General features: G+C 65.9%; 22 protein-coding genes. 10 read left to right on the forward strand and 12 right to left on the reverse strand.

Annotated elements, in window-relative coordinates; all coding sequences use genetic code 11:
* Positions 1–14 precede the first annotated feature (14 nt).
* From MY55_RS18620 to MY55_RS18660, 9 genes are all read right to left on the reverse strand, one after another.
* Positions 15–866, reverse strand: a complete 852-nt coding sequence (locus MY55_RS18620; RefSeq protein WP_043579420.1) for an HlyC/CorC family transporter — start codon at positions 864–866, stop codon at positions 15–17.
* Positions 867–869: 3 nt separating this feature from the next.
* Positions 870–1,373 (reverse strand): rRNA maturation RNase YbeY, encoded by a 504-nt coding sequence (ybeY, locus tag MY55_RS18625; protein WP_043579422.1) that lies wholly within the window; start codon positions 1,371–1,373, stop codon positions 870–872.
* Entirely contained in the window at positions 1,360–2,319 is a 960-nt protein-coding gene (locus MY55_RS18630; protein ID WP_043579424.1) for a PhoH family protein, read from the reverse strand. Before MY55_RS18630 ends, ybeY begins: the two co-directional genes overlap by 14 nt.
* Positions 2,316–2,987 carry an HAD family hydrolase gene (locus tag MY55_RS18635; protein ID WP_052878088.1) on the reverse strand — a complete coding sequence of 224 codons (672 nt, stop codon included), beginning with the start codon at positions 2,985–2,987 and terminating at the stop codon, positions 2,316–2,318. Before MY55_RS18635 ends, MY55_RS18630 begins: the two co-directional genes overlap by 4 nt.
* Complete coding sequence (locus MY55_RS18640; protein ID WP_047244234.1) at positions 2,984–3,271, reverse strand: YciI family protein; 288 nt, start codon at positions 3,269–3,271, stop codon at positions 2,984–2,986. Before MY55_RS18640 ends, MY55_RS18635 begins: the two co-directional genes overlap by 4 nt.
* An 82-nt stretch (positions 3,272–3,353) precedes the next feature.
* Positions 3,354–4,688 (reverse strand): tRNA (N6-isopentenyl adenosine(37)-C2)-methylthiotransferase MiaB, encoded by a 1,335-nt coding sequence (miaB, locus tag MY55_RS18645; protein WP_043579428.1) that lies wholly within the window; start codon positions 4,686–4,688, stop codon positions 3,354–3,356.
* A 27-nt stretch (positions 4,689–4,715) separates the two neighbouring features.
* The gene (locus MY55_RS23835) at positions 4,716–5,093 is read right to left on the reverse strand and encodes a hypothetical protein (protein WP_043579433.1); all 378 of its coding nucleotides are present in this window, start codon (positions 5,091–5,093) and stop codon (positions 4,716–4,718) included.
* 85 nt (positions 5,094–5,178) lie between these two features.
* Positions 5,179–6,381, reverse strand: a complete 1,203-nt coding sequence (locus tag MY55_RS18655; RefSeq protein WP_052258316.1) for a cation:proton antiporter domain-containing protein — start codon at positions 6,379–6,381, stop codon at positions 5,179–5,181.
* 233 nt (positions 6,382–6,614) lie between these two features.
* Positions 6,615–7,316, reverse strand: coding sequence for a S4 domain-containing protein (locus MY55_RS18660; RefSeq protein WP_043579435.1), 702 nt, complete (start codon positions 7,314–7,316; stop codon positions 6,615–6,617).
* Positions 7,317–7,573: 257 nt separating this feature from the next.
* Here MY55_RS18660 and MY55_RS18665 point away from each other — a divergent pair, with 257 nt between their 5' ends.
* The 7 genes from MY55_RS18665 (at position 7,574) to MY55_RS24485 (ending at position 16,871) form a co-directional block, all read left to right on the forward strand.
* A complete protein-coding gene (locus tag MY55_RS18665; RefSeq protein WP_146008415.1) occupies positions 7,574–8,140 on the forward strand; it encodes a hypothetical protein in 567 nt (188 codons plus the stop codon).
* A 36-nt stretch (positions 8,141–8,176) separates the two neighbouring features.
* The gene (locus MY55_RS24040) at positions 8,177–10,513 is read left to right on the forward strand and encodes a glucosaminidase domain-containing protein (protein ID WP_052941733.1); all 2,337 of its coding nucleotides are present in this window, start codon (positions 8,177–8,179) and stop codon (positions 10,511–10,513) included.
* Positions 10,514–10,620: 107 nt separating this feature from the next.
* The gene (locus tag MY55_RS23845; protein ID WP_146008416.1) at positions 10,621–11,214 is read left to right on the forward strand and encodes a hypothetical protein; all 594 of its coding nucleotides are present in this window, start codon (positions 10,621–10,623) and stop codon (positions 11,212–11,214) included.
* Between the two features lie 11 nt (positions 11,215–11,225).
* Positions 11,226–12,185: an XVIPCD domain-containing protein gene (locus tag MY55_RS23850; protein ID WP_146008417.1), complete on the forward strand. Its 960-nt coding sequence runs from the start codon at positions 11,226–11,228 to the stop codon at positions 12,183–12,185.
* Positions 12,186–12,328: 143 nt separating this feature from the next.
* Positions 12,329–13,195, forward strand: a complete 867-nt coding sequence (locus MY55_RS18685; protein WP_065202867.1) for an AraC family transcriptional regulator — start codon at positions 12,329–12,331, stop codon at positions 13,193–13,195.
* Between the two features lie 138 nt (positions 13,196–13,333).
* Positions 13,334–15,037, forward strand: coding sequence for a hydrogenase maturation protein (locus tag MY55_RS18690; RefSeq protein ID WP_065202868.1), 1,704 nt, complete (start codon positions 13,334–13,336; stop codon positions 15,035–15,037).
* A gap of 181 nt (positions 15,038–15,218) precedes the next feature.
* Positions 15,219–16,871 carry an acyl-CoA dehydrogenase family protein gene (locus tag MY55_RS24485; protein ID WP_065202869.1) on the forward strand — a complete coding sequence of 551 codons (1,653 nt, stop codon included), beginning with the start codon at positions 15,219–15,221 and terminating at the stop codon, positions 16,869–16,871.
* 8 nt (positions 16,872–16,879) lie between these two features.
* Here MY55_RS24485 and sbnB read toward each other — a convergent pair whose 3' ends face one another.
* The 3 genes from sbnB to MY55_RS18710 all read right to left on the reverse strand — a co-directional run bounded on the left by sbnB (position 16,880) and on the right by MY55_RS18710 (position 19,395).
* A complete protein-coding gene (sbnB, locus tag MY55_RS18700; RefSeq protein WP_047258480.1) occupies positions 16,880–17,911 on the reverse strand; it encodes a 2,3-diaminopropionate biosynthesis protein SbnB in 1,032 nt (343 codons plus the stop codon).
* Positions 17,904–18,893, reverse strand: a complete 990-nt coding sequence (gene sbnA, locus MY55_RS18705; protein WP_043579456.1) for a 2,3-diaminopropionate biosynthesis protein SbnA — start codon at positions 18,891–18,893, stop codon at positions 17,904–17,906. Before sbnA ends, sbnB begins: the two co-directional genes overlap by 8 nt.
* 70 nt (positions 18,894–18,963) lie before the next feature.
* Positions 18,964–19,395, reverse strand: coding sequence for a ParB N-terminal domain-containing protein (locus MY55_RS18710; protein ID WP_065202870.1), 432 nt, complete (start codon positions 19,393–19,395; stop codon positions 18,964–18,966).
* 386 nt (positions 19,396–19,781) lie between these two features.
* Here MY55_RS18710 and cysC point away from each other — a divergent pair, with 386 nt between their 5' ends.
* The 3 genes from cysC to MY55_RS18725 are packed head-to-tail and all read left to right on the forward strand — an operon-like array spanning position 19,782 to position 23,161.
* Complete coding sequence (cysC, locus tag MY55_RS18715) at positions 19,782–20,399, forward strand: adenylyl-sulfate kinase (protein WP_080509572.1); 618 nt, start codon at positions 19,782–19,784, stop codon at positions 20,397–20,399.
* A gap of 30 nt (positions 20,400–20,429) precedes the next feature.
* Positions 20,430–21,713: an MFS transporter gene (locus MY55_RS18720; protein ID WP_065202871.1), complete on the forward strand. Its 1,284-nt coding sequence runs from the start codon at positions 20,430–20,432 to the stop codon at positions 21,711–21,713.
* Positions 21,710–23,161 carry an FAD/NAD(P)-binding protein gene (locus MY55_RS18725; RefSeq protein WP_208856062.1) on the forward strand — a complete coding sequence of 484 codons (1,452 nt, stop codon included), beginning with the start codon at positions 21,710–21,712 and terminating at the stop codon, positions 23,159–23,161. The genes MY55_RS18720 and MY55_RS18725 overlap by 4 nt, the downstream gene beginning before the upstream one ends.
* Positions 23,162–23,200 lie beyond the last annotated feature (39 nt).

A 23,200-nucleotide genomic window follows, 5' to 3' on the forward strand; every position in this document is an offset into this window, starting at 1 on the left:
CTTCAGCATAGGCCTTATTCGGCCTGGCCGGCGCTCAGCTGGATGCGTTCCACCAGCAGGCTGTCCAGGCGGCGGCTGTCGGCGCGCAGCACGGTGAAGCGCAGGCCGGCGGCCTCGATTTTTTCGCCGCGCTTGGGCAAATGGCCGGTGAGCGAGATCACCAGGCCGCCGACGGTGTCGACATCGTCGTCGGCGTAGTCGGTGCCGAAGTAGTGATTGAAGTCTTCGATCTCGGTCAGCGCCTTGACGCGGTAACGCTCGTTGCCGCGCACCGGCACGATGTCGTCCTCGTCGTCCTCGATGTCGTATTCGTCCTCGATGTCGCCGACGATCTGTTCAATCACGTCTTCGATGGTGACCAGGCCGCAGACGCCGCCGTATTCGTCGACCACCACCGCCATGTGGTTGTGGGTGGCGCGGAAGTCGCGCAGCAGCACGTTCAGCGGTTTCGATTCCGGCACGAACACCGCCGGGCGCAGCACGTTCTTCAAATTGAAGGTGGCGGGCGCATGGAAGTAACGCAGCAACTCCTTGGCCAGCAGGATGCCTTGCACGTCATCCTTGCTTTCGCCTATCACCGGGAAGCGCGAGTGGCCGGAGTCGATGACGGTCGGCAGGAAGCGGGAGATCGGGTCGTCGATGTTGAGCACGTGCATCTGGCTGCGCGGGATCATCACGTCCCGGACGGTCAGTTCGCTCACTTCCAGCACGCCTTCTATCATGCCGAGGGCCTCGGCATCCAGCAGGTTGCGCTCGAAGGCGTTGTGCAGCAGCTCGATCAACTCCTCGCGGTCTTCCGGCTCGCGCAAGAGCATGGTGGACAGGCGTTCAAGCCAACTGGGCCGCGGTTTACTGGGGTCTTCCATTTCTTAGAACTGCTCCTCGTGGTAGGGGTCGGGATATCCTAGCTGTTTAACGATGACGGTTTCAAGCGCTTCCATCGCCTCGGCTTCGTCGTCTTCTTCGTGGTCGAAGCCTTGCAGGTGCAGCATGCCGTGCACCAAGAGGTGCGCGTAATGGGCCATCAGGTCCTTGTTCTGCTCCGCGGCTTCCTTCTCCACCACCGGCGCGCACAGCACCAGGTCGCCGAACAGCGGCAGGCCGGCCACCGGCTCGCCTTCGTTCAGCGCGAAGGACAGGACATTGGTCGCATAATCCTTGCCGCGGTAGTCGTTGTTGAGCTGACGGCCTTCAGCGGCGTCGACGATGACGATGCTGATCTGCGCTTTTTCGACGCCGCGCTGCAGCGCGGCCTGGCAGGCGCGGCGGATCAGCGCCGGCGGCGGCAGCGCGGCATCGCTGCGCACGTCCAGGGTCAGCTCCAGCCGCGCGCGCAGGCGGGCCAGCAGGGGGTGGCGTTTAGCTTGTTTCATCTTGCTTGCTTTGGTAAGTGTCGTAGGCGTCGACGATTTTCTGCACCAGCGGGTGGCGCACCACATCTTGGCTATTGAAATGATGGAAATGGATGCCGCGCACCTGGCCGAGGATGCGCTCCACCTCGACCAGGCCGCTCTTCTGGTGGCGGGCCAGGTCGATCTGGGTGACGTCGCCGGTGATCACCGCGCGCGAGCCGAAGCCGATGCGGGTGAGGAACATTTTCATCTGCTCCGGCGTGGTGTTCTGCGCCTCGTCCAGAATGATGAAGGCGTGGTTCAGCGTGCGGCCGCGCATATAGGCCAAGGGCGCGATCTCGATCAGGTTCTTTTCGAACAGCCGGGTGACGCGGTCGAAGCCCATCAGGTCGTACAGCGCGTCGTACAGCGGGCGCAGGTAAGGGTCCACCTTCTGCGCCAGGTCGCCAGGCAGGAAGCCCAGCTTCTCGCCTGCCTCCACCGCCGGGCGCACCAGCACGATGCGCTTGACCGCGTCGCGCTCCATCGCGTCCACCGCGCAGGCGACGGCCAGATAGGTTTTGCCGGTGCCGGCCGGGCCGATGCCGAAGGTGACGTCGTGTTGCAGAATGGCCTTGATATAGCGCGCCTGATTCGGCGTGCGGCCCTTGAGGTCGCCGCGGCGGGTGGCCAGCACCGGCGACTCTTCCTGCTCGCCGCTGGTCTGGCGCTGGCGCAGCTCCACCAGCGACAGCTGCACGTCGTCTATCGATACGTCCTGCTGGGCGGCCAGCAAGTAGAGCCGGGTCAGCGCCTCCACCGCCAGCTTGGCCTGTTCGCCCTGCACGCGGAAGGTTTCGCCGCGGCGTTGCACCACCACGTCCAGGCCGGTTTCGATCTGTTTCAGGTTTTCGTCCAGCGGGCCGGCCAGGCGGGCCAGCCGTTCGTTGTCCACCGGATTGAAGCTCAGGGGTTCGGTTGTGCTCATGCGTTTCGCAGCTGTTGGCTAAGCGTTGCAAAAATGGCGGCGTGGCTGCCGGGCGCGACATGGCGCACCGCCATGCCCAGCCGCCGCGCCGGTTCTATGTCGCGTTCGAGGTCGTCGCCCACCATCAGGCAGGCGCGCGCTTCTTGTCCAGCCAGCTCCAGCGCCCGGCGGAAGATGCGCGCGTCGGGCTTGGCGGCGCCGACGGCGTCGCAGGTGAGCAGGTGGCGGAAATGATGGGCGATGCCCAGGTGCTCCAGCTTGGCGCGTTGCTGCTCGGCGCCGCCGTTGCTGACCACGATGCGGACCAGGTGGCGGGTGGCGTCGAGAAAATCCGCCGCGCCGGGGGTGAGCCGGCGGTGGCGGCGGTAGGCGTCCATATAAGGCTGGAACAGCAGGGCGGCTTCGGCTTCGCTCATGTCCGGCGCGCCGAGGAAGTCGCGCAGGCGCTCGTGGCGTTGCTGCGCGAGGCTCAGTTCGCCCAGCTCGAAGCGGCGCCAGTGGCGGTCGATGCAGCCGCGCCAGCGCGCCTGCAGCGCGTCGGGCGGTTGGGAGAAGCGCGAGGCATGCGGGCCGATGAACGCTGCGAACGCCTGCGCGCTGGCGTAAGCGTCGTCGAACAGCGTGTCGTCCAGATCCAGCAGTATCGCCCGGATGCCCTGCGGCTTCATGCTTCCTTCAATCCTTCCAGTCCGGCGGCGGTCATGCTCGGGACGAATTCGATGATGTCGTAGCGGGCCACGCCGGCTTTGGCGAACGGGTCGTCCGCCAGGCGGGCTTCCAGCGCAGCGCGCTCGCCACGGGCCAGGATCACGCCGCCGCTGCGCGGCACCTTGCGGCCGGAGGCCAGGAACAGCCCGTCGGCGTAAGCCTGGTTCAGCCATGCCACGTGGGCGGGCAGCAGCGCGTCGATGTCTGACAGCGGGGCGGTGTAACTCAGCGAGACGACGTACATCACGGTTTCTCCATGGCGGGACGATGCACAGCATACGCCCGGCGCCGCGCCGACGATAGCATGGCGATGGTATGCACGCGGCTCAAACGCTTTCGTGAACCAACGCCTCGCCGGCCAGCGAGTGCGGCCGCGCCTCGGTGATGCGCACGTCGATCATCTGGCCCAGCAGCCGCGGATGGCCGGCGAAGTTGACCACGCGGTTGTTGGCGGTGCGCGCCGCCAGCATGGCGTCGTCCTTGCGCGACACGTTTTCCACCAGCACCCTCTGCACGCTGCCGACCATCGCCTTGTTGATTTCGAAGCCGCGGGCTTCGATGACGGCGTTCAAGGCTTCCAGCCGGCGCACTTTCTCCGCGTGCGGGGTGTCGTCCGCCAGATTGGCGGCCGGGGTGCCGGGGCGCGGGCTGTAGATGAACACGTAGCTGAAGTCGAATGCCAGGTCGGTCACCAGCTTCAGCGTCTGTTCGAAGTCGGCCTCGGTTTCGCCGGGGAAGCCGACGATGAAGTCGGACGACAGGCACAGGTCCGGGCGGATCGCGCGCAGCTTGCGGATGATGGATTTGTATTCCAGGCTGGTGTAGCCGCGCTTCATCGCCATCAGCACGCGGTCGGCGCCGGACTGCACCGGCAGGTGCAGGTGGGAAACCAGTTTGGGCAGTTTGGCGTAGCAGTCGATGATGCGTTGGGAAAATTCGCGCGGATGGCTGGTGGTGAAGCGGATGCGCTCCACGCCCGGCACCTCGTGCACGTATTCCAGCAGCAGCGCGAAGTCGGCGATCTCGCCGTCGGCCATCAGGCCGCGGTAGGCGTTGACGTTCTGGCCCAGGAGCGTGATTTCCTTGACCCCCTGCGCCGCCAGGCCGGCGATTTCGGTCAGCACGTCCTCGAACGGCCGCGACACCTCCTCGCCGCGGGTGTAGGGCACCACGCAGAACGAGCAGTATTTGGAACAGCCTTCCATGATGGACACCATGGCGGCGGCGCCGTCTACCTTGGCCGGCGGGATATGGTCGAATTTCTCGATTTCCGGGAAGGAGATGTCGACCTGAGCGCGGCCGCTGTCGCGCTTGGCGCGGATCATTTCCGGCAGGCGGTGCAGCGTCTGCGGGCCGAACACCACGTCGACGTAGGGCGCGCGCTTGACGATGGCGTCGCCTTCCTGGCTGGCCACGCAGCCGCCCACGCCTATGATCAGGCCGGGTTTGGCTTCCTTCAGCGGGCGCACGCGGCCCAGATCGGAGAACACTTTCTCCTGGGCCTTCTCGCGCACGCTGCAGGTGTTGAACAGGATGATGTCGGCGTCTTCCGGAGTATCCGTCTTGACCATGTCTTCGGTGCTGCCCAGCACGTCCGCCATCTTGTCGGAATCGTACTCGTTCATCTGGCAGCCGAAGGTCTTGATGTATACCTTCTTCATTGCTACTCGGGTTTCCTGCGGTTCGGTTTAAGGGGTGGTCCGGGCCTGGCGCTGCTTCAGCGCCTCGATCTCATCGTCGCCCAGCACCCAGATGCGGTTGATGCTGCCTTGCGGATCGAAGGTCACGCCTACGGTTTTGCCCCTGAGATCATTCAATTGCCCGCTCAGCAGAAAGCGGTTGCCGCCATCGAAGATGCGCAGGCCGGGGGCCAGCGCGAAACGCGGCGGCGGCACGGCGATCAGCCCCCCTAGCCGCTGCAGGAAGGTTTGGTCGGCGCGGACGAAGGCGATGCCGGCGGCGTTCTGGTCGCCCAACTTGCCCATCACCAGGCTGTCGGGCAGCAGCCTGCCGGCGGCTGCGGGCAGGGCGAGGCATAGACAGAGGGCGGCGATGGGCTTTTTCATAGCAATTTGAACGCTTTGCGCGCGATTCTACCATAGACGGCCCGACTGGTCGGGCGGGGCCAGATGTTTATAGCATTTTTTCCGGCTACTCGGCCGCCAGCGCCGCAGGCCGAAAGCGTTCGGCCAACGCGAACATCATCGGGTTGAGCAGGATGGAAACGATGGAGCCGGCCAGGATCAGCGCCTGGCCGCGCGGGCTGAGCAAGCCCAGCGACATGCCCAGCCCGGCCAGGATGAACGAGAATTCGCCGATCTGCGACAGGCTGGCGGCGATGCGCAGGCTGGTGGCGCGGCCGCGGCGGAACAGCCGCACGATGCCGTAGGCGGCCAGCGATTTGCCCAGCACGATGATCAGCACGGTGGCCAGCAGCGTCGGCGCGTCGTTGAGCAGCACTTGCGGATTCAGCAGCATGCCGACCGACACGAAGAACAGCACCGCGAACGCCTCCCGCAGCGGCAGCGACTCCTCGGCCGCGCGGTGGCTGAACGGCGATTCCGCCATCACCATGCCGGCGAAGAAGGCGCCCAGCGCGAACGAAATCTGGAACAGCTGGGTGGCGCCGTAGGCCACGCCCAGCGCGGTGGCCAGCACGCCCAGGCGGAACAGCTCGCGGCTGCCGGTGTGGACGACGCGCTCCAGCATCCAGGGAATGAAGCGGCGCCCGACCACCAGCATCAACGCGACGAAGGCCGCCACCTTGCCCACCGTCAGCATCAGCGTCCAGCCCAGTTGCTCGAGCGACGGCGCGGCCTGGGCGCCGCCCAGCGCGCCGGCCACCGCCGGCAGCAGCACCAGGGTCAGCACCATCACCAGGTCTTCCACCACCAGCCAGCCGACGGCGATCTTGCCATCCTCGGTTTCCAGCCAGCCGTGCTCTTCCAGCGCGCGCAGCAGCACCACCGTGCTGGCCACCGACAGCGCCAGGCCGAACACCAGGCCTTCGCCCAGCGGCCAGCCCAGGAAGTGGGACAGCCCCATGCCCAGCAAAGTGGCCACCGCGATTTGCGCCAGCGCGCCCGGCACGGCGATGGCCTTCACCGCCATCAGGTCCTTGATCGAGAAGTGCTGGCCGACGCCGAACATCAATAGAATCACCCCCAGCTCGGCCAATTCCGGCGCCAGCGCGGTGTCGGCCTGGAAGCCGGGCGTGAACGGCCCCACCAGGATGCCGGCGCACAGATAACCCACCAGCGGCGGCAGGCGCAGGCGCAGCGCCAGCATGCCGAAGGCGAAGGCGAATACCAGGCCGCCGACGATGGTGGTGATCAGGGGGGTGTCGTGGGGCATGGGCGGAATTCCGGTTGAATGGCTGGATGGTATAAAGACGGAATATCAGGAACCGAGTTCCGATAAATTTATTATTTCATTCAGCTTTCATCATGGCGCGAAGCCAGGCCGCGAGCCTTGATCTGCTCGCGATGAGGCGTCCGCGGCGGCGGAGCAAGGCGCAGCGCCATCAAATGGAAAGCCGGAGGCGCCAGCCCGCGCGGCGGAGTCGGGCTGGCTGGCGCGGGCAAGGGTCAGAAGCGTTCGAACGGCTGCAGATAGCGCCATTGTCCCGGCTGCAGTCCGGCCAAGGCCAGGCGGCCGATGCGGATGCAGCGCGCGCTTTGCAGGCGGACGCCGAGCTGGCGGCTGATTTCGGCGAAGAAACCGGCGCGCGGCGCGTAAACCGCGCAGCGCAGCTGATGGTCGCTCTGGCGGCTGATCTTGCATTGGCGCAACGGTTTGCCGTCCAGGCGGATGGCTGCGACGCGCGCTTTAAGCTCGTCGGCCGCCGGCGCCTGCTCCACTTGCAGCAGGAATTCCATCTCGCACTCGGCCAGATGGCGGGGCAGTTTTTTATCCTGGGTCAGCACCAGCAGGCCGTGGCATTGCTCATCCACGGCGCCGAAGGCGCTCAGGTGCTGGCGGTGGCGCGCCAGCCAGACTTGCTCCGACGCGTCCTGCGGCGAACGGCTGTCTTGCCCCAGCAGTTGCGCCGGCGGCGCGTCCTCGCCTGCCGGGCGGTGCAGCAGCATCGTCACCGGCAGCGCGGCCAAGGCCTGCGGCTTGCCGGCCAGCGTGATCTCTTGCTCCGGCCGCACCCGCGCGCCCAGCGTATTGACGACTTTGCCATCCACTTTCACCAGGCCCTGCTCGATGCAGGCATCGGCCTCGCGGCGCGAGCACAGGCCCAGTTCCACCATGCGCTTGGACAGGCGCACGCTTGTATCATCCATTGGTTACATCCTTGCGTATGTGGCCGGCGATTATCCGTTGCCGGCGCGCGGCTGACAAATCCAGTGTAGCGGGCTGGGCAGGCCGGAGGATGGCTGGCGCGGCCGACTGCGGGGTAAAGGTAATTTGCCTTTTAAAATATTTGATATAATATATACTTTGATAAACATTTTATCAATTGGGTCGCGGTGGGCTCCTGCACGGAGCGTGAGGGCTGCGGCAGTCATGGGGGGGCACGATGTCGTGCGGGAAAGTTTTGTTGGCAGCGGCGGTATGCGCTGGGTTGTTGAGTGGGCAGCAGGCGATGGCCGCGGAGAATGAGGGGCCGGAAGTCACTTTCACCTCTCTGGGGCAGACGGCCTTGGCTGATGGCAGCGTTTGCGTGGCGGGCGGCGAAACCGAGGACTTCGTCGACAGCAAGTCGGTGGTGCTGGTGAAAAAGAACGGGGCGGTCCGGCAGAGAATCGCTCTGCCGTTGCCGGATCCCAATTACAGCGATGGGAGGGCCATGGCCTGCTTGCAGAAAGGCGCGGCCTTGTACGTCGTCGAAGAGCTGGATACCAGTTCCATCATGACCGACAAGCGGACATTGCTGTTTGTCGATCGCATCGAGCATGGCCGCCTGCAGAAGCGGGTCATGTTGCCGGTGCGATACAGCAGCCAGAATTTCGGCGTGGCCAGAGTGGGGGAGGGGCCTGCCGCCTTCATGTGGGACGGCGCGGGCCAACTGGTGGTGCGCGGCAAAGTTTATCGAGACGCGATGGGCGGCAAGCCGGGCAAGGCATTCTCCGTGAAATTGCAGGCTGATCTGACGGTCGCCAAGTAATCAGGCTGTCATTCGAACAATTTTAAGGAAACCGTGATGGCAGAAAAGAAGCATTACTCTCAACAGGACAAGATCAATTTCATCGTTTCCCTCTATCCGGCGGCGAGAGAGGCCTCGCGCAAGAGCGGCATGTCGTGGGAGCTGATTCTTGCCCAGGCGGCGCAGGAGACCGGCTGGGGCGAGAAGGTGCTGCCGGGCAGCAACAACGTCTTCAATATCAAGACGGGGTCGTCCTGGAAGGGCGACTCCAAGGTTTACCATGTCTGGGAAAAACAGAACGGCAAGAAAGTTTGGGTGGATGATGCTTTCCGCGTTTATCCCTCGGTAGCGGATTCTCTGGCAGACCGGATGCAAATGTTGCAGAACAGCTCGCGTTATGCCAAGGCGGGGCTGATGGATCCCGGCGTGAAGGGCAATATGGAGAAGGAAGCCCATGCGTTGAAGAAAGGCGGCTACGCTACTGCAGAAAATTACGCGGAAAGCATGATCGAACTGTTCCATGGCCGCACCATGCGCCATGCGCTGGCTGAAGCCCGCAAGCGGCATCCGGAGTTTGACGCGGCGGGCCAGGCAAAGCCGGCCGTCGCCTCGCAGGCGCCGCATTCCAGCGCCGCGCAGGCCTCCCCGCCGCCGGTCAAAGCCGTTTCGGCATCTGTCGCGCATGATAAGCCGGCCCAGCCTGTCGCCGCGCATGCTGCTCAGCAGCAAGCGCAGCAACCGAAACAATCGCAGCCATCCGCCGCGGCGGCTTCCGCGCCCAGCGCGGAGCGGGTGCAGACCCTGTTGCCGGAGGCGCAGCAGCATCTGGTGCAGGAAGCCAAAAACGCCGTGCAGGCGCTGCAACAGCGCGACGCCCGCCTGCAGAAGCTGGACGCCGCGCAACTGGACAATCTGAGCGGCCAACTGGCGGTCGACGCCGCGCGCCAAGGCATGGCCAAGATCAACGGTGCGGTGGTCAACGCCGCCGATCCGGGCAAGATCAGCCTGGTGGGGCAGGATGCCGGCAACAAGCTGCAACAGGTCAGCGCGGAATTCGGCGCGGCGCCGGCCGCGCCCTCGCCAAACCAGCCGGCATCGACGGTCGCTGCCCAGCCCCAGTCCGGCGCCAGTCCGGCGCAGCCTACGCCAGCCAAGCCTGTGGAGCAGGCCGCGGCGGCCAAGCCGCAGATCGAGCAGGCGAAGCCCGCCGCGCCGCAGGCGGCTCATGTTTCGCATCCGCCAGCACAGGGTGCCCATGGCCCAGCCAAAGCGACGGCGCCTGCCGGGCCGGCGCAATCGGCTCACGCTCAGCATATGCCGGCACAGGCAGCCCATGCTCAAGCCAAAGCGGCGGCGCATGCCGGCCAGGACAAGTCGCAGCATCCGCAGCCGGTTGCCGGCAACGACCGCGGCTCGCGCATGGTCAACGCCGCGCTGGAGCATTTCGGCGACGGCACTTTTGAATATGGCCGCGCCGACATGGCGGGCCAGTTGGCCAACAAGAAGAAACCCAACGGCAATCGCATCGATGGCAGCCGGCTGGAGGCGGACACGGATCACGATGGCAAGAAAGGCGTGGATTGCTCATCGCTGGTATGGCGCACGCTGCAGCTGGGCAATACCAAGGTGACCGATGATTTCAAGAGCGCGGCGAACTTCACCACTCACACCTTGTTCAACGGCGGACACGGCGGCCAGCATCCCCACGCCAATATAACCGACTACGCCAAGCGCAACTTCAATGTGATCGACAACAAGAAAGACCTGCAGCCGGGCGACATCCTGATGTTCAAGATGGCGGGCGGCGGCCAGCACGTGGCGGTCTACAAGGGCAAAAACGAGAAGGGCGAGCAGATGTTCTACGGCTCGCAAACCTCCACCGGCCCGGCGGAAGTCAATCTGAGCAGCAATCCTTACTGGAGCAAGCAGGCCTTCCTGGGCGCGCTGCGGCCCAAGGATGACTTCTACAAGCCTGACGCCGCGCCGCAGGCGGCCCAGCACGCGGGCCTGTCCGACGGCAAGCAAAGCCTGCTGGAGCAGACGCGGCAGCACGTGGGTTCGCTGCAGCAGCGCGACGGCCGCTTGAAAGACCTGGCGTCGCACCAGGTGGACAACCTGAGCGCCGCCCTGGCGGTGGAAGGGTGGAAAAAGGGCATCGAGAAGGTGGGCGCGGTGATGGTGAACGCCGTCGACCCCGGCAAGATCAGCATGCTTTACAAGAGCGCGGCCAACAAGGTCGAGCACGCCGCGGTGGAGCTGAGGGATGCGATCAAGCAGTCGGCGCAGCACTCGCTGTCGCTGCTGGCGGCGGCGCCTGAGCATGGCCAGCCAGCGGCCAAGGCGCAGGCGCACCAGCCGCCGGCGCGCGCCAAGCAGCCGGCGATGGGGATGTGAGGGCGCGCATTTCGGGATTTTTGCAGCTTGTGCCGGATGGCTGCCGTGCTTGAGCATGGCGGTCTGTCACCAGCTCGCACCGGATGTGCGAAATGAAGGAGCGTTGAGTGTCCCATCCCCAAAGTCGTCGTGTTCTTTTGCTGATGATTTTTGTGCTGGCCATCGGTTTGGCGGTCAGCATGTTTTTCTATTGGCGGGAGCGCACGCAAGACCGCTATTGGTTTGTCCAGCCTCAGGCGCCGATGAGTTTTGACTTTCCAATGGATAGGCCTGGCCAAAAAGTAAGTTCAGTTTTTTGGATTGTTCCTGGAAAGTTTAACCCACACCTTAACCGCTATGGCGTGATTGCCCGGTTTGTTTTCAAACGGCCAGAGGATGTGGTTCCCGATTTGCTGGAGCAAGTTAAACTTGAGTTTCGGGTGCATGTCTCCCGTTTCGATGGGGTGAAGTGGTCGCCAGTTGTCTTATATGGCGAGAAACCTGAGAAAGGAGAGAGCGCTGTCGGAGATGTTTATCTGTCTGGGGACTTGTCCGGCAAGGGCAGCGAGGATGAAAAACAGGTGTATATTGATCTGGATGTGCTTGATTATAAATTTGAACCAGGCCAGTATCATGCCAGTGTCGAACTTGTGAAGGGCGATGCTCGTTTGAAGGGCTTGGACTCCAGAGTTGTATTTGATCATATTGTTTATGGGAAGTAGCGGGGAGAATCATGCCTTACACATTGAGCATTTATGTGGCAGCGCCAGGCACCAAGCTGATGGGCGACAAGAATGACCCGAATGCGACTTCTGCGGCTGGGCATGTGTGGTTTGGAATTTCTGATGGGAAAAAGGTTGATGATTATGGCTTCGCCCCTAAAAATCATGGAAGCACGCATGGGGCTGGCATAGTTGAGCATGGCGATACGAAGAGATATAGTTCTCCGTACTATGTCCGTACTATAGAAATAACTAAAGAGCAGTATGAAAAGCTGAAAGAGTATGGTGAGGCCGCTAAGAATCATTCTAACAAGTATTTCGACTTGAATTATAATGGACTTACCAATAGCTGCATCGACTTTACGTGGAAAGGTTTGAACCATGCAGGTTTGAATATGCAAGCGTATGGCCTGGCAGGCCAGCAAGCGCTTCCCAAGTACGAAGGCTCTCTCAAGCCGGTCAACAATGCCAATGATTTTGACTCCATTCCTGCACCTATTCCACATAGCCGATTGAATCATCGGCAAACCAACCCCTTGCCGGAAAACCGGACGTTGCTGCAGAAGCTGCTGACCGAAAACGACGCGCTGTCGCCGGAAAAGCAGAAATTCGCCACGCAAACCGCGCAGGCGGTGGAGGCGCTGCAGCGGCGCGAGCCCAAGTTGGCGGCGCTGCAGCCCGGGCAGATAGACAATCTGAGCGCGTCGCTGGCGCACAGCGGCTGGAAAAACGGCATGGCCAAGGCCGATGGCGCGGTGCTGAACGCCGCCGATCCGGGCACGGCCACGCTGATCGGCCGCGACGGCGGCCAGAAAATCCAGCATGCCAGCGTGGAGGTGGACAGCGCGATCCGGCAGCCGGCGGCGACGGCGCTGGCAGCGCTGGCGGCGACGCCGGACAAGGCAGCGCCCGCGCCGGCCCAGGCGGTGCGGACCGCCTCCCGTTCGGCTGGGGGCATGAGCCTGGGCTGAGCGCCGGCATTCTTTTTCTCTACCCTATTGGTCCGCGGTTTTACCCGCGGACTTTTTTTGCCTGCGGATTTGCCGCATCCAGCATTTCCGGTCAGGACGGCGATTGCCGTTTTTGGCATAGTCGGCGTGGCGAAGGAGGTGTCATGGGCAGATCCAGGGCCGGCGACTATGCGCGGCGTTTCACGCGGGTTTTCGATCATATCGATCAACATTTGCAACAGCCGCTCAATATCGAGCGGCTGAGCCAGGTCGCGCATTTTTCCCGCTTTCATTTTCAGCGCCAGTTTGCCGCTTATTGCGGCGCCAGCGTGGCGCGCTACATCCAGCTGCAGCGCCTGCGGCGGGCATCGTATCAACTGGTGTTCCAGCCCTTGTTGCGGATCACCGACATCGCGCTGGATGCCGGCTTTGAAAATCCGGAGTCGTTTTCCCGGGCTTTCAAGCACGCTTTCGGCCAGACGCCCAGCGCCTTTCGCCGCGCGCCGGATTGGGCGCATTGGCAAACCCGGTTTCCTGTTCCCGTCAGAGAGAGGATGGAGGATATGGACGTGAAGATCATGGTCGTGGATACGGTGCGGGTGGCCGCGCTGGAGCATCGCGGCGCGCCGGAGCGGGTAAACGACAGCGCCAGCCGCTTCATTGAGTGGCGCAAGGAGAGCGGCCTGTCGCCGTTGACCAGCAGCCAGACTTACGGCATCGCTTACGACAACCCGGATACCACCGCGGCGGCGGATTTCCGCTTCGACATTTGCGGCAGCGTGGCGGGGCCGGTGCCGGCCAACCGCCAGGGGGTGGTGGCCAAGGAGATTCCCGGCGGCCGCTGCGCGGTGCTGCGCCATGTCGGCTCGCATCAGCGGCTGGGCGAAAGCGTGTACTGCCTGTACCGGCAGTGGCTGCCGTCCAGCGGCGAGAGCCTGCGCGACTTCCCGGTGTATTTCCTGTACCTCAACCTGGTCGGCGCAACACCGGAACATTTGCTGCAGACGGACATTTATTTGCCCTTGAGCTGAGGGCGGCATCGACGCACTGGTATTTTGGCCAGGGCATGGTTCTCAACAGGATGAGACTTGGCGTCAATCAAATGTCATTGCGATGGCCCGGCCTAGCATCCCCGGTTTCGACTGATCGATCCCGTGGGGAAGAACGCAATGCAAGCCTTGAGAATCGTCCTGTTGTCCTCGGCCTTCAACGGCCTTACCCAGCGCGCCTGGTTGGAGCTGCGCGAATCGGGCCACGAGCCCAGCGTGGTGCTGTTCAACGATGCGGACGATGTCTGCCGGCAGATAGAGGCGGCGGCGCCGCAGCTGGTGATCTGCCCGTTTCTGAAAGACCGGGTGCCGGCGCGGCTGTGGCGCGACGCGCCTTTTCCGGTGGTGATCATTCATCCGGGCATCGTCGGCGACCGCGGCGCGTCGGCGCTGGACTGGGCGATCAGCCTGCAGCAGAAGCGCTGGGGCGTGACCGCGTTGCAGGCGGTGGAGGAAATGGACGCCGGCCCGGTGTGGTCCAGCCGCGAGTTCGATCTGCCCGCGGGGCTGCGCAAGTCCGAACTTTACAACGGCCTGGTCAGCGACGCCGCCATCTATTGCCTACGCGACGTGGTGGAGAAGTTCGTCGGCGGCTACCAGCCGCAAGCGGTCGACTATGCCGATCCGGCGGTGCGCGGCCGGCTGCAGCCGAATATGAAGCAGGCGGATCGGGCATTCGACTGGCGCGAGCCGGCGGAGGCGATCAAGCGCCGCATCGACGCCGGCGACGGCCAGCCCGGAGTGCTGGCGGATCTGGCCGGCGGCCGCTACTACCTGTACGACGCCCACCTGGATCATAGGCGCGGCAGCCCGGGCCAGATTCTGGCGGTGCATGACGACGCGGTGCTGGTGGCAACCGGCGACGCCAGCCTGTGGCTGGGCGCGCTGCGGCGCGCGCCCGAGGCCGGCGAAGAAACTTTCAAATTGCCGGCGCGCCATCTGCTGGCGGACCTGCTGGATGAGGTGCCAAGGCTGGAATGGTCTATCGCCACCCATCCGCATTGCGAAGAATCCTATCAGCCTATCCGCTACCGCCGGGTCGGCAAGGTGGGCGAGCTGACCTTCGAGTTCTACAACGGCGCGCTGAGCACCGAGCAATGCCGGCGCCTGCAGCGGGCGCTGCAATGGGCCAAGCGGCAGGATTGCGAAGTGCTGCTGCTGCGCAGCGGGCGCGGCAGCTTTTGCAACGGCATCCATCTGAACGTGATCCAGGCGGCGCAGGACCCGGGCGCCGAGGCCTGGCGCAATATCCAGGCGATAGACGATGTCTGCCTGGAGATATTGACCGCGCCGCAACTGGTGGTGGCGGGCGTGGCCGGCAACGCCGGCGCCGGCGGCGCGATGCTGGCGTTGGCCGCCGACGTGGTGCTGGCGCGCCAGGGCGTGGTGTTCAATCCGCATTACCAGACCATGGGGCTGTACGGCTCCGAGTACTGGACCTACACGCTGTCGCGCGCGGTGGGGGCCGAAACGGCGGTCAAGCTGTGCAACGACTGCCTGCCGCTGGGCGCCCGCCAGGCCTGGCGGCTGGGCATGGTGCAGGACATTGGGCCGCGCGACGAGCAGGAGTTCGGCCGCTGGCTGCTGCAAGCGGCGAAGCAGGCTTTGTTGACGCCGGCTTGGCAGGCCTGGCGCGAGCGCAAAGAGACGCTGGATCTGGCGCAGCTGGAGCGATGCCGGCAGGCGGAGCTGGGCGAAATGCGGCTGGACATGTTGCGCAACCGCCGCCAGTTCATCGAGAAATGCGGCAACTTCGTCCACAAGCGCCGGGCCTGCGGCACGCCGCAGCGCTTGGTCGCGCCATGGGCGCGGCAGGGAGGCTAGCTGGCGGAAAGCTTGGCGCGGACAAGCGGACTGCTCGTTTTTGCCGCGCGGACGCGCGATTCGCCTGGGCGGGAAACTGGCCTGAATCATGGATTTTCTGGCCGGACGACGCCCTTATACTGTGCGCATCGCCAGTTTGGCGGCGGCCAGCGCAGGCTGGCATTCATCCAGGAGTCGGGACATGGGCTGGCAAACGCATGAAGTGAGCAATCAGTTCGACGAACTGACGGACTACAAGCTGCTGGACAGCGACCCGGCCTTGGGCGAGGCGCTGAGTCGGGCCGGCGCCGAGTGGGCCGTGCCCTGGCTGCGGGGCTACGGCGAGACGCTGGGCCGCGCCGAAACCTTTGAACTGGCCGAGGAGGCCAATCTTTTCCCGCCGCGGCTGCGGGCGTTCGACCGGCGCGGCCGACGCGTCGACCAGGTGGATTTCCACCCGGCCTGGCACCGGCTGCTGCAGATGTACCGCGGCCAGGGGCTGGTGTCGCTGCCTTTCGCCGAGGAGCGGGGCGGGCGCTGGGCGGCCACGCTGGCCGGCAGCTATCTGCACGGCCAGGTGGAGGCGGGCACGCTGTGCCCGGCCACCATGACGCAGGCGGCCATTCCGCTGCTGCGCAGGGAGCCGGCGTTGTGGGAGGTGCTGCGGGACAAGCTGTTCAGCCATGTCCATGACGGCCGCGACCTGCCGCTGGCGCAGAAGGCCTGCGCCTGGATCGGAATGGGGATGACGGAAAAGCAGGGCGGTTCGGACGTGCGCGCCAACACCACCCGGGCCGAGCCGCTCGGTCATGGCGGCCGCGGCGGCGAATACCGGCTGCGCGGCCATAAATGGTTTTTCTCCGCGCCGACCAGCGATGCCCACCTGGTGGTGGCGCAGCTGGCGGACAGCGGGCCGTCGTGCTTTTATGTGCCGCGCTGGCTGCCGGACGGCAGCCGCAATGCGGTGGCGATCCAGCGCCTGAAGGACAAGGTGGGCAACCGCAGCAACGCCAGCAGCGAAGTGGAACTCCAGGACGCCTGGGGCGTTCTGCTGGGCGAGCCCGGACGCGGCATTCCCACCATCATCGAAATGGCCACCTATACCCGTCTCAATTGCGTGATCGGCAGCGCGGCGCTGTTGCGGCAGGCCGCGACGCAGGCGTTGGCGTACACCCGCCGGCGGATGGCCTTCGGCAAGGTGTTGGCGGAGCAGGCGGCGATGCGCGCGGTATTGGCCGACCTGGCGCTGGAAAGCGAGGCGGCGCTGGCGCTGGCGATGCGGTTGGCGCAGGCTTTCGAGCGTGACGGCGAGCCGGCCGAGCGGGCCTGGAAGCGCATCGTCACGCCGGCCGCCAAGTTTTGGGTGTGCAAGCGCGCGGTGGAGTGGAGCGGCGAGGCGATGGAGATCTTCGGCGGCAACGGCTATGTCGATGCCGGGCCGATGGCGCGCTTGTTCCGCGAGGCGCCGGTCAACTCCATCTGGGAAGGTTCAGGCAATGTGATGTGCCTGGATGTGGCGCGCGCGGTGCGGCGCGAGCCGGAAGCCTGGGAGCGGCTGCTGGCGGATCTGGCGGCGATGGCCGCGGGCGAGGCCGGGCTGACGGATGCGATCGGGGATTTGCGCGCGCAGGCGCAGGCGGGGCCGGAGCAACTGGAGGCGCGGGGCCGCCGTTTTGCCCAGCTGCTGGCCCTAACCGCGCAGGCTTGCCTGCTGCGCGCGCAGTCGCCGGCTTTCATCGCCGACGCTTTCATCGCCAGCCGCCTGCGCGACGCGGCATGGGGCCGGGTGGCTGGCGCGCTGGATGCCGGCGGGATGGATGTGGAATCCATCCTGCGGCGCAGCCTGCCGGTTTGAGCCGCCGCTCAGCCGTTCCAGCGCTGGGTGTCGGCGAAGAAGCCCGGCACCGGATGGCTGGCGCCCTCGGTTTCGCTTTTCCGGTACAAGAACATCGCCAGGCACAGGTCCAGCACGCCCAGGCCGAAGGGCGAGAAGATGGTCGGTTTGGCGGGATCCAGGCGGATTTCGCCCTGCATCACTTGCGCCAGCGTGCCGTCGATGAAGCCGCGATGGCCGTAGCGCTGCTCCGCCAGGTGTGGCGAGGTGTTGGCTTTCATGCAGTGCTCGACGTCGTCCAGCACATTGTTGGCGCCGACGATGGTTTCCGGCGCCAGGTCGCGCAGCGAGACGTTGAGGATCAGCTGCGACGGCGCGAAGGCGTGGCCGGCGGGAATCCACGGCGTGCCGGCGGTGGTGGCGAGCACCACGATGTCGGCTTGCAAGGCCTCGTCCCGGCTGGCGGCGCGGATCGGGTAGCGCAGGCTCGCGCCCATATTGCGGGTGAACGCCGCCAGATGCGCATCGTTGATGTCGTAGGCGCGCACGTCGTCGAAGTGCCAGCCGGCGGCATCGAAGAAGGACAGGATGCTGCCGGCGATCACGCCGCCGCCGATGATGGCCAGCGAGCCGGCGCGCCGGCCGTGGGGCCATAACTGCTGCGCGGCCAGCACCGCCGACGCGGCGGTGCGCGCCGAGCTGATCTGGGACGCTTCCAGGCAGGCGAACGGATAGCCGGTGCGGTAGTCGTTGAGCAGCACCACCGCCGAAGCCCGCTGCAGATTAGCGTCGACATTGCCCGGATAGCTGGCTATCCACTTGATGCCGGAGACTTCCAGCGCCGAATCGGCGTCGCGGATCGCCGCCGGCAGCGCGATGATGCGCGCCTCGGGCCTGTCGGCGAAGCGGAGGAAATAGCTGTCCGGATTGACCGTCTTGCGCTGGTGGTGCAGCAAATAGGCCTGGCGGATGATGTCGATCACCTCGGTTTTGGCCTGCGCCAGCGCGCCATGGATGAAGTCGCCGGTGATCACGCTGAAATTCGGGGCGGAGTTATGCATAGGTCAGATTCTCGTTGAGCGGTTGGGAGGCCTGGCGCCATGCCGGGCCGAAGCGTTGATCGCACCAGTCGTCGTCGTAGACCGTGTCCAGGTAGCCGTTGCCCAGGTCGGGCGAGATGGCCACCACCACGGCGTCGGCCGGCAGTTCGGCGTGCAGGCGCCGCACCGCGGCCAGCACCGTGCCGGTGGACGCGCCGCCCAGATAGCCGTAGCGCAGCGCGACATCGCGGCAGGCGGCGATGGTTTCGGCTTCCGGAATCTGGATCAGCCGGTCCACCGCGGCGGCGTCGAAGAAGTGGGGCTGCACGCTGGAGCCCAGCCCAGGCAGATAGCGCGCCTGCCCCGGCGTGCCGAAAGTCACCGAGCCTACCGAGTCGACGGCGATCAGCCGGGTTTGCGGCGAATGGCCGCGGAAGAACGCGGCGCAGCCCATCAGGGTGCCGGTGGTGCCGGCGCCGACGAACAGGTAGTCGACGCTGCCGAACTCGTTCAGGATGGCGCGCGCGGTCATGTCGGCATGGACCGCCGGGTTGGCCGGATTCTGGTACTGGTTCAGCCAGATCCGCTCGGGGTCGCGCGCGATGGCCTGGCGGATGTAGGCGAGCCGGTTGCCCAGATAGCCGTTGTGCTCGTCGCGCTGCTCGATCACCACCACGGTGGTGCCCAGCGCGCGCATCATGCCGATGTTCTGGGCGCTGGTGTTCTTGTCGACGACGCAGACGAAGTCATAGCCGCGCGCCGCGGCGATCTGGCTTAGCGCCAGGCCCAGATTGCCGGAACTGGACTCTATTATCTTCTTGCGGGCCGCGAGCTGGCCGCGCTCCTCGGCGTCGCGGATCAGCGCCATCGCGGTCTTGATCTTGATCGATCCGCCCGGATTGAAGCCTTCTATCTTCAAGTGCACGTCGCCCGATGGGGAAAATTGCTCGAGCCTCAGGAAAATATCGTCGGAGACGGCTTGTTCGATGGAGTCGTATCGCATGCAAGATTCCTGCAGCAGGTGAAAGGAAAATACCGCCGGCAGGCGGGAAGGGCGCGGCCGGGCGCCTGGCTCAGGCCCGCGGCGGCAGCAGCTCGTCCAGCGCGAACCAGCAGCTGCAATCCAGCGCCGGCACCGGCGTGTGCCGGGTGGATTTGGGCGGGTACGGCCGGCCTTCCAGGCCACGCGCGATCACCTCTTCCGGCGTGACCAGCAGGTCGTCGCGGCGGGCCTCCAGCGCGACGTCGGCGTAGTCCAGCAACAGGCAGGGCACCAGCATCAAGCCGTGGCGCAGCGCGAATTCGCGGCGATGATGGCCGTCCATCACCACCAGCGTGCGGCGCTCGACCAGGATCGGCGTCTTCCATCCGCCATCGGCCAGCACCCGCGCGGCCACCTCCCCCAAGCGTTCCGGCAGGAACTCCTCGGTCGGCTTCAGCCGGTCCGGCGGCAGCAGCGCAAGCTTGGGCCTGGCTGCGGCGGTCTCGATTGGCCTCGGATTCATGTCACCCCTTGTGCGGAATATCTAAACCACCGGCCGGTCCCGCATGCGCAGGGCGGCCATGGATTGATCAGGGAAAGCGCTTATATGTTTTTTGCATAATCAAATGACATTAGACAATGCAGGTATGAGATTGTCAACTTAAGCTCACGCGCGTGATGCGCGATCGGGAATCCCTGCTAATGGCCAGTTCGAAGCTGCTCTTTGGGATGAATTTCCGGATTGAATTGTTTGAGGAAATTTTTATTCATAATGAATTGAATTTTTGATATGTGTAATGTATAAGTTCGTCATATACCAAAGTCATTTGTTCATTTGCTGTGGCGAGGCGGCTGGTCCGGCGGCATCGCGGCGCCTTGCCCAGCCAAACCGAAATTTGCGAGGCATGGATGGGCAACCGCATTTCTCCCGATTACGCCACCCCCCACTCTCCCCAGCCGCTTACCGGCGCGCCGGCGGTGTTGTGGCTGACCGGCATTTCCGGCGCCGGCAAAACCACCATCGCCAGCCATCTCAAGCAGTTGTGCCTGGCATCCGGCCATGCGGCGGCGATGCTGGACGGCGACGAGCTGCGCGGCCGGCTGAACGCCGATCTGGGTTTCTCTGAGAGCGACCGGGCCGAGAACGTGCGGCGCATCGCCGAAGTCGCGGCGCTGATGGCGGACGCCGGCCTGCTGGTGATCGTGTCCTGCATTTCGCCGCTGGCGTCTTTCCGCCTGGCGGCGCGCGACATCGTCGGCGCGCAGCGCTTCGTCGAGGTTTACATCGACACGCCGATCGATGTCGCCGAAGCCCGCGACCCCAAGGGCCTGTACCGGCTGGCCCGCGCCGGCAAGATCACCGGCTTCACCGGCCTGCACGCGGCTTACGAGCCGCCGCGGGAGCCGGCGATCCGGATCGATACCACGGTCACCGGCGTGGAAGCGGCGGCGGAGCGTCTGCTCGGCCATTACCAGGCGATGGCGCGCGCGGCGGCCACCCGCGCCGAGGCTGGCGTTTGTGGCTGAGCGCGGCGCCGGAACGAGGGAGCGCTGGCGATGGCCTTAGCTGCGCTGCGCGCCTGGTGGGCGGATCTGTCAGGCCCGTTCGCGTACCGAACCTTCACCGTCGTCTGGCTGACCAGCCTGGCTGCCAATGTCGGCTATACGGTGCAGGGCGTGGGCGCGTCCTGGGCGATGGCGTCGATGGCGCCGACGCCGACGATGGTGGCGCTGGTCCAGACCGCGGCCAGCGTGCCGATCGCCCTGTTCGCATTGCTGTCCGGCGTGGCGGCCGACGCCTGGGACCGCCGCGCGGTGATGCTGGCGTCGCAGGCGCTGGTGTTCGCCGTCGCCGCGGCCTTGACCGGCTTCAGCGCCGCCGGCTATCTGGCGCCGGCGATGATTCTGGCCTGCACCTTCCTCAATGGCTGCGGCGCGGCCTTGTTTCAGCCGACCTGGCAGTCGTCGGTGGCCGAACAGGTGCCGCGCAGCCAGCTGTCCGCCGCGATCGCCCTGGACAGCTTTTCCTTGAATTTCGCGCGCGCCGCCGGGCCGGCGTTCGGCGGACTGATCGTGGCCAGGTTCACCCCTGGCGCGGCGTTCTTGATCAGCGCACTGGCCGGCGCGGTGATGATCGCGGCGCTGTTGTCGTGGAAACGGCCGCCGCCGCGCCGGCACCCGCGCGAGAAGCTGTTGGCGGCGCTGGCCGGCGGCGTCGCTTATTGCTGGCGCGCGCGGCGGATGCGCGACGCGCTGTTCCGCAGCGCGCTGTTCGGTTTTCTCGGCAGCCCGGTTTGGGCGTTGCTGCCGCTGTTCGCCAAGCAGCAGTTCGGCGGCGCCGCCGGCACCTACGGCATGCTGCTGGCGGCATTCGGCGTCGGCGCCACCGCCGGCGCGCTGGGCGGAGCCGCGCTGCGGGCGCGCCACGCCAAGGAAACGGTGGTGCGCGGCGGCGCTTTCGCCTTTGGCCTGGGCATTATCGCCGCCGCCGTGAGCCCGGCGCTGCCGGGCACGCTGCTGGGCCTGTCCGTCGCCGGCGCCAGCTGGGTGGCGTCGGTGTCCACTTTCAATCTTTCGATTCAAACCGGCGCGCCCGACCGGCTGGCGGGCCGGGCATTGTCCCTGTTCCATTCCTGCATCATCGGCGGCATGTCGCTGGGCAGCTTCGCCTGGGGCTGCGTGGCGGAGCCGCTCGGCGTGGGGGCCGCGCTGCTGATGTCGGGCCTGTTGATGTCGGCGTCGTGCCTGCTGGGCTGGCTGCTGCCGCTGGCGGAGGCGGACGAGCCGGACGCGGTCCTGGCGGTGAGCGGTGCCGGCGGAATGGACGGCCACTGCAAATGAACAAGAGCGAAGCGATGAAGACGATTGCGATTATCGGCGCCGGTTTTTGCGGCGCGACTCTGGCGGCGCGGCTGTTGCGGCAGCCGCCGGCCACGCCGCTGCGGGTGGTGCTGATCAATCGGTCCGGGCCGATGGCGCGCGGCGTGGCGTATGGCAGCCGCACCGCGACCCAGGTGCTGAACGTGCCGGTGGGCAGGATGGACGCGCTGTCGGAGCGGGGCGACGGGTTTTACCGTTATGTCCGCCAGCGGATCGCCGACGCCGCGCCCGGCAGCTTCGTCGCGCGCAGCCTGTACGGCGATTACCTGGAGCAGCTGTTGCGGGACGCCGAGCGCGACGCGCCGGCGGGAGCGAGCTTGCGCACCGTGGTTGGCGGCGTGGCGGCGTTGCGGCCGCGCGCCGATGGCGAGGGTGCGCGCTTGACGCTGGATGACGGCAGCGCGCTGGACGCCGACCGGGTGGTGCTCTGCGTCGGCAACTACGCGCCGCTGGATCCGCCCATCGCGGCGGCGCAGCGCAGGTTTTACGCCAGCCGCCGCTACATCCGCGACCCCTGGGCGCCGGGCGCGCTGGCGCGTGTCGCGCCGGAGCAGCCGGTGCTGGTGATAGGCAGCGGCCTCACCATGCTGGACATCCTGCTGGAGCTGCGCGAGCGCGGCCATCGCGCGCCCATCCACGCGATATCGCGCCGCGGCCTGGCGCCGCAGGCGCACCGGGCGCTGGACAACCCGCCGCATTACGACGAGTCGCTGTTGCACGCGATGCTGAGCGAGCCGACCGCGCGCAACTACCTGAGCCTGGTGCGCGGCGCGGCGGCGCGCCATGCGCGCGGCGGCGGCGACTGGCGCGACATCGTCGGCGGCTTGCGCGCCCGCACCCCGGAGCTATGGCAGGCCTTGCCGCTGCCGGAACGGCGCCGCTTCCTGCAGCGGCTGCGGCCGTTCTGGGAGGTGCATCGGCACCGCTGCGCGCCGCAACTCGGGGAAAGGCTGCGCGCCGAACTGGCGAGCGGCTCGCTGCGCCTGCTCGCCGGCCGGGCCATCGCCTACCGCGAGACCGGCGACGGCGTGGAGGCGACGCTGCAGCCGCGCGGCGGCGGCGAGGCGCTGCGCCTGCAAGTGGGGGCGGTGATCAACTGCACCGGCCCGCGCGGCGATGTCCGCCGGCTGGACGAGCCGCTGCTGGACAGCCTGCAAGCCGACGGCCTGCTGGTGCCGGACGCGCTCGGCCTGGGGTTCGAGCTGGACGAGCGCTACGCGCTGCGCGACAGCGCCGGCGTCGCTTCCCGCTGGCTGCACTACGTCGGCCCTTTCCTTAAGGGCCGTTACTGGGAGGCGACCGCGGTGCCGGAATTGCGCGTTCATGTCGCGCGGCTGGCCGAGGCCTTGAGCCTGGACTGCGGCGATGAAACGCGGCTGCGGCAGCCGGCGCAACCGGCAAGCGCGTGAGCGCCGCCGACGACATTTTCCGAAGAGCGGCGATGAATT

Origin of the sequence: Chromobacterium subtsugae (genome assembly GCF_001676875.1) — a bacterium.
In the GTDB taxonomy this organism is placed as follows: Bacteria; Pseudomonadota; Gammaproteobacteria; order Burkholderiales; family Chromobacteriaceae; genus Chromobacterium; species Chromobacterium subtsugae.